The sequence below is a fragment of the Weissella cibaria genome, from assembly GCF_004521965.1.
Lineage (GTDB): Bacteria > Bacillota > Bacilli > Lactobacillales > Lactobacillaceae > Weissella > Weissella cibaria_A.
In genome coordinates, this window is the sequence record NZ_SDGK01000055.1 from 1 (window position 1) to 5,610 (window position 5,610).

At 39.0% G+C, this 5,610-nt stretch carries 9 protein-coding genes; 3 read left to right on the forward strand and 6 right to left on the reverse strand.

All coding sequences use genetic code 11. The features are described 5' to 3' along the window. Positions 1-138: 138 nt before the first annotated feature. Positions 139-873, forward strand: coding sequence for a gamma-glutamyl-gamma-aminobutyrate hydrolase family protein (locus EST42_RS07440; protein ID WP_134644888.1), 735 nt, complete (start codon positions 139-141; stop codon positions 871-873). Positions 874-1,043: 170 nt separating this feature from the next. Here EST42_RS07440 and EST42_RS07445 read toward each other — a convergent pair whose 3' ends face one another. Further along, entirely contained in the window at positions 1,044-2,135 is a 1,092-nt protein-coding gene (locus tag EST42_RS07445; protein ID WP_134644889.1) for a site-specific integrase, read from the reverse strand. A gap of 222 nt (positions 2,136-2,357) precedes the next feature. Here EST42_RS07445 and EST42_RS10590 point away from each other — a divergent pair, with 222 nt between their 5' ends. Continuing rightward, positions 2,358-2,522 (forward strand): hypothetical protein, encoded by a 165-nt coding sequence (locus EST42_RS10590; RefSeq protein ID WP_167711175.1) that lies wholly within the window; start codon positions 2,358-2,360, stop codon positions 2,520-2,522. A 189-nt stretch (positions 2,523-2,711) separates the two neighbouring features. Here EST42_RS10590 and EST42_RS07450 read toward each other — a convergent pair whose 3' ends face one another. From EST42_RS07450 to EST42_RS07470, 5 genes are all read right to left on the reverse strand, one after another. Then, complete coding sequence (locus EST42_RS07450) at positions 2,712-3,356, reverse strand: DUF6414 family protein (RefSeq protein WP_134644890.1); 645 nt, start codon at positions 3,354-3,356, stop codon at positions 2,712-2,714. 72 nt (positions 3,357-3,428) lie between these two features. Continuing rightward, complete coding sequence (locus EST42_RS07455; RefSeq protein ID WP_003610500.1) at positions 3,429-3,701, reverse strand: hypothetical protein; 273 nt, start codon at positions 3,699-3,701, stop codon at positions 3,429-3,431. 77 nt (positions 3,702-3,778) lie between these two features. After that, positions 3,779-4,138 carry a TIGR02328 family protein gene (locus tag EST42_RS07460; RefSeq protein ID WP_134644891.1) on the reverse strand — a complete coding sequence of 120 codons (360 nt, stop codon included), beginning with the start codon at positions 4,136-4,138 and terminating at the stop codon, positions 3,779-3,781. Positions 4,139-4,358: 220 nt separating this feature from the next. Next, the gene (locus tag EST42_RS07465; RefSeq protein ID WP_134644892.1) at positions 4,359-4,769 is read right to left on the reverse strand and encodes an ImmA/IrrE family metallo-endopeptidase; all 411 of its coding nucleotides are present in this window, start codon (positions 4,767-4,769) and stop codon (positions 4,359-4,361) included. Position 4,770: 1 nt separating this feature from the next. Further along, positions 4,771-5,133, reverse strand: a complete 363-nt coding sequence (locus EST42_RS07470; RefSeq protein WP_134644893.1) for a helix-turn-helix domain-containing protein — start codon at positions 5,131-5,133, stop codon at positions 4,771-4,773. Positions 5,134-5,396: 263 nt separating this feature from the next. Here EST42_RS07470 and EST42_RS11160 point away from each other — a divergent pair, with 263 nt between their 5' ends. After that, complete coding sequence (locus tag EST42_RS11160) at positions 5,397-5,564, forward strand: hypothetical protein (RefSeq protein WP_245150433.1); 168 nt, start codon at positions 5,397-5,399, stop codon at positions 5,562-5,564. Positions 5,565-5,610: the final 46 nt, after the last annotated feature.

A 5,610-nucleotide genomic window follows, 5' to 3' on the forward strand; every position in this document is an offset into this window, starting at 1 on the left:
TCATTATGAGTCAGTTTTTATTTAGCTTAGTGTTGCACTTGAATTGTAAATTCAAGATAAAAAAATTCCTTTTTGTAACCACACACTCATGAAAGCGGTATAATATGTTTCATACTTGAAACAGGGGGGCACGCAACGATGGCAATTATTGGTATTCCAAGTAATCATTTGAACCACCCAAATCCAAAGCACCGTACGAATTATGTTGATTATACGCAGCAAAATTATACGGCGGCGCTACGTGAAGCTGGTGCATTACCGGTTGTCTTTCCAATGGGTTCACCCGAGGAAACGGCTGAGTACGTTAATGCAGTGGACGCCGTCCTTTTGATTGGCGGACAAGACGTTGGACCACTATTTTATGGTGAAGATCCAACACCGCAAATGGGTGAAACAGACCGACAACGTGACTTATTTGAGTTGGCGATTGTCGTAGAGGCACGCAAACAAAACAAGCCTTTGATGGGAATTTGCCGCGGTGCCCAACTGATTAACGTTGCTTTGGGAGGCACGCTAATTCAAGATATTGATACGCAATACACGCCAGAAAATGGTAATCCAATTGTGAAGCACGATCAATTCCCAGTGAAGTGGTATGAGCCAACACATCGTTTGGATGTGTTGCCGGACAACTTCTTGACGGGCACATTGGGTGATGATCCGATTGTGAACTCATTCCACCACCAAGGAATTAAGCGATTAGGTACAGATTTGCAACCCACTGCGTTTGCTAGTGATGGGACGGTCGAAGCTTATCAGAGTTCGGATGCATCTGTTCGGGCTGTGCAATACCATCCTGAAATGATGTTCCAACGTGATAAGACACATTTGCGCGTCTTTCAAGACTTCGTTGATTATGTGAAAAATCATTGATATGACGGCAAAACCCTTGGTTTCATAGCCTTTGTAGGGTTTTGTCTTTTTTGTTTTGTGAATTTTCTTGTATTTTAAATGTGTTGTTGTCCGTCTTAAAATAGTGTCAAGTATTGAAAAATTCGCACTTTTTCGCACCATTCGCACCAAATTCGCACCACAAAAGTTGCTTAATTGAGTTGGTCAAGCAATGTGATCGTTTTGTCTTCCTCTGATTGTTGCTTGCGTTGGAGTAGGTGTGCATATGTGTCTTGTGTGATTGAAATGTTAGAATGTCCAAGTCTTTTTGAAGAATAACTGATGTCAACTCCACTGGATAGTAGGTAGGAAACGTGTGAGTGTCGTAATCCGTGCAAGGATATAATATTTTCAAATCCTAACGCTTTTTCTAATCGTTCAAGCCATCTATTAACAACACTTGGAGATCTGCGACCATCAAACAATTCGTATGCAGCGTTCCAATGTTCTTTAGCATCAATGAATTTCTGATAGCTATCGAAAAAACGATTTGGCATAACGAGTGTACGATTTGACGTTTTTGTTTTAGGTGTTGTTATAGCGCCAGACAATTGTTTTGTTTTGCTAACGGTAATTGTCCGTGCATTCGAATCAACGTCATTTTTAGTGAGGGCCAATGCTTCACCAGCACGTAGCCCGGAAAGTGATATTAGATAGACCATAAAACCCGTTCGCCAAGTAATGAGCTTCTCATCGTTTTCAATGTATTCGATTAATGTGGTGAGCTCATCTAATTGCAAGAATTTTTCTGATGCATCTTTTGAATCAGAACCTGGGATAGTGACTCCAAACGTGGGATCACTTTGAATTAAACCATCATGAAAAGCTTGATTGATAACTAGTCTCAGTAACCTATGACGTTTTGAAACGGTTTGTCTTTTCTTTCCGATTGCGTAATGGTTTAGGAATGATTGATACATCTGTCGTGTGATTTGGTCTAATGTTAAACCTGTAAAGTAAACGTCTACGACAAGCTTCTTTTCGAATCTCCACGATTCATGGGTGGCTTCTTTCATGCCGGTTTCTAGGTGTAGTTTTGCATATTCATCAAAGTAGTCAGTAAAAAGAATTTGTGATCCTTTTTGTAGGGCTGGCTTGCCGTGGTTGATAGAATACTCAGCCAACCAGGCTTCAGCTTCTTTCTTTGTTTTGAACCCGCACTTTGATTTCTTGCGATATTTTCCGGAGGCGTCTTTAAATGAGAAGTCAGCACGCCAACCTTTATCGGCTTTGTATACTGCCATTAGTTTAAACCTAACCTTTATCTAAAAATTTTAGACAGTTTAAAGACATGCCCAGGTCGTGATATAATTACCTGTACAAAAAATAACGCTGTGTCTATAGCGCGTTGTTTTTGATTTGCTACACGCACACTTCTAGCTTGGCGGCGGGGGTGTGCGTTTTTTTGTTGTTAACAACGAACTATGATAAAATTGCCGTAATGAAACCTGAAAGGAGTTTGACAGATGCAACAAGTTTTTAAAATAATTAGTGATATAAATGCAACTAAGAAAAAAGTCATCATAAATCAAAATCAAACTCGCGATCGTTTCGAAAAAATGAAATTAAATAACAGCACACACTCTAAAGAAATTAAGACTGAGTTGGAACGTCGAAGAAAATTGCGATAGGTTCAACTAATGCCGCTCCATCATTAACGATTCTTATTGAACTGAAGAATATAGCTTGGAACATTTCAGGTAGTCTAAAAAAGATATCAATATTTTTTTCTGAAAAATCATCAAAAAGATTAGCAGCAGAAGCGTCTAGCGTTGAGCGCTTGATGCCCAAAATTTTCAGAGGTATATCTGAACCGTTTATCATTTGCATTTGAGCATTTGATAGACGGTTTTTTCTGACTTTCCAATCGCTAACGTTGTCTTGTCCTCCGAAGCAAACAAAGCTGCAGAAGGAAACGCAGCTGCTCCAAGTGAAAGGAGCGACGATATGCTGTCAATGGTTTTTTGTTGTTCTCGTTTTGCATTTTTTCGAGCAGCGATAATCTGGTTTTGTTTCATGCCGGTTGTATCTCCGAGGTTAATGTTGTCGTCCATACCCATCATTGTTTTCAAGGCTGGATTACTAAACAAATTATCTAGTTCGGAAAAATCAACTCGTGTAAAGTTTGCCTCTTGAAGAACGATTTCACCATCCGAAGATGCGTTCACAGTAGTCGTGCTAGATAGTCCTAACTTATGGATTAATAAATCAACGGCATAATCGTTTAGTATCATAGTCTGAATTTCTGAATTGTCTTCTTTTTCTAATGAAGATGTTCCTGTAGAATAGTTGACTTCTCCTTTTGTAGAAGAAATCCCGACAGAAAGTTTACCAGTGAAATCATCATTTTGGTTAGTTTGAGAACCAGTAGTATTAGTTAGTCCGAAAGAAGTTAGTAGTCCCTCATCAATTTGTGCCAAGAGAGAATTTAATACGACATCGTCCAGATAAATGAATTGTTTCATAAATAGTTCTTTTCATGCCACCTTAACGGGTGGCTTTTTATGTATCCCGCTGGGCGGTACGCATATTCACAATTAGATAATCGCAGTGATAAAAGCTGCGAATCCAAATAAAATACCGGGCACATTTGCAATTACGATTGGCATGTCACGGGTATGACCGTCCGTCCCAAATAATCCGTGAATAGTCCACAAGATACAATTTAACATAGCTACGAAGGGCTGTATTGGATCACCTGCGTGACCAGATAGATTATCCACGATTTGTGGGATATATGAAACGTACATCAGTACAGACATCACACTAGCGATGCGAGCAATAAGAAGGAGTGATTTTTTATCTTCCATGTTTGTACTTCTCCTGAGCTTTTAACGTGAATCCTATCTGCACGTATGTATGCCACCTTAAGGGTGGCTTTTTTAATCTATCTCAATGCCTTTTTTTTTAAGTTTTCAATACACTCCGTCAAATAGACGTTGTCGTGCTCGGGGTAAATCGGCGAAGTCAGAACTTCACTTGATAGTGAAATATAAGAATCTTCCTTAGTGCCACGGTACAAGGGGTCTAACCATAATTCGTTAGGTTTATACCCGCGACGTAACATCTCGTTCATTACTAGTTGGTGATATTGAAATAATTTGTAGGGTGAGTGGTTAAAGACGTAATTCACAGTTGCATGCTTCTTGCCCCAACCACCGCCACGAAGTGCACAACACTCTCTATGTTGCCCTAGCAATTGCTGACGAGGGAGTTTTGGGATTAAAGATTCGTGCCACAATCTCATATTAATAACTCCTTTCTAGGTAACGTGGTTAGTACGTCCAATTTTTAAAGAAGTAAAGATAGATAAAATCAACTATTGCGAAACCAACTATCCATGTAGCAGCTACGTGTTTAAAATAAGCTTCTTTCAACTTAAAGTAAGCATATAGAGATATAGAGATTAGCAATAGTAATGCGTTGACAATGATTAAAATTGTACGTAGCAAACGAATGCCTCGCTTTCATGCTTGCATAACCGCTTCGCGGGCCATATCTTCAAAGTAAGAAGGCAGTCCCAAGGATTCCATAAAGTTAACGTAGTTTCTAAATTCAATAGGTGTATCACGGTAAACAAAATCAGAAATCAGTCGAACCGCATTTTTATTAGCTGCTGTTTCTTCTGCTTTTTTAAACAGCAATGAAAAGGGATAATACTGTTCACCGTTTGGATCGCCATAGAGTGCGTGGGCTAGTTCGTGAGCAAGACCAAATTCATATGTGACCGTTGTTTCATTAGGATTCATAAATATTTTATTGAAAACACGTACGTACATGTGTGTGCCGGGTGTGTTAGTCATATCTTCAACTTCAATGCCATGACGTTCAGCGATAGTAAGCAGATGATTTCTCAACTCTCTCAATTCGTCATTCAAACTACTTACCACCTTGTTGATTGTTGCGTGACATCTCTTTAGCCATGTTATATAGGAGCATCTTTTGGTCGTCTGTTAGTTCAGCACCACCAAACATTACAGGGTTAACCTGCTTCAAAACTTCCTCTAAATCATTGGGTAGTTCTGGTTCTATGCTGGTAGGGTGCATCTTATCAGTGTTACCTAATAGGTAGTCTACTGATACGCCGAGGACGTCTGCCACGGCTTGTACATTATCAGTTCGGGGTGTTTTATTTTTCCAAGAGTATATAGCGTTTTCGCTTAATCCAACTTGTTTGGCCAGATTTTTAAGGTTAGTACCACGTAATTTCGCTGTGTCTTTTATTCGTTCAAATACAGTCATATCAAAGCTCCGTTGAGATTTGATGAAATAAAAGTATTCTAAAGTTGTTTTTATCGTTGACAAAAATATTCTTTAGAATTATGGTTAATTCATCGAGTTAAACAGCAAGCAAAAATAACTTAAATATCAATTGCTTTTGGACGAGCTAACGTTGATATATAGGCTTTTGTAATGCTTATTTTTCTATGTATTTATTGTATTCTTTAGAATACTTGAAGTCAAGATAACTCTAATTTAACTTCATAAACAAGGGGGAAGCACATATGAGTGTTAAGGAAGCGCGTCGTATTTTAAAGCGAGCGTATGGTGATTTTCAATTTCATTTAGATGAAAACGAAGTATCGCGGGCGCTGATGTCAAGATTATGGAAAGGCTTTTTTTGGCACCGAGAGGTACCGCACCCCGAAAATTTTTCAAAACCCGGATTTTAGCTTAAAACGGCGTGATTTCTGGGTGTTTTTGTAGGTGGAACAGGGC

Excerpts from the sequence above, each read along its gene's own strand:
- EST42_RS07455 (WP_003610500.1), bottom strand. The coding sequence starts at position 3,701 with ATGGAAGATAAAAAATCACTCCTTCTTATTGCTCGCATCGCTAGTGTG.
- EST42_RS07450 (WP_134644890.1), bottom strand. The coding sequence starts at position 3,356 with ATGAAACAATTCATTTATCTGGACGATGTCGTATTAAATTCTCTCTTG.
- EST42_RS07440 (WP_134644888.1), top strand. The coding sequence starts at position 139 with ATGGCAATTATTGGTATTCCAAGTAATCATTTGAACCACCCAAATCCA.
- EST42_RS07470 (WP_134644893.1), bottom strand. The coding sequence starts at position 5,133 with ATGACTGTATTTGAACGAATAAAAGACACAGCGAAATTACGTGGTACT.
- EST42_RS07445 (WP_134644889.1), bottom strand. The coding sequence starts at position 2,135 with ATGGCAGTATACAAAGCCGATAAAGGTTGGCGTGCTGACTTCTCATTT.
- EST42_RS11160 (WP_245150433.1), top strand. The coding sequence starts at position 5,397 with ATGAGTGTTAAGGAAGCGCGTCGTATTTTAAAGCGAGCGTATGGTGAT.
- EST42_RS07460 (WP_134644891.1), bottom strand. The coding sequence starts at position 4,138 with ATGAGATTGTGGCACGAATCTTTAATCCCAAAACTCCCTCGTCAGCAA.
- EST42_RS10590 (WP_167711175.1), top strand. The coding sequence starts at position 2,358 with ATGCAACAAGTTTTTAAAATAATTAGTGATATAAATGCAACTAAGAAA.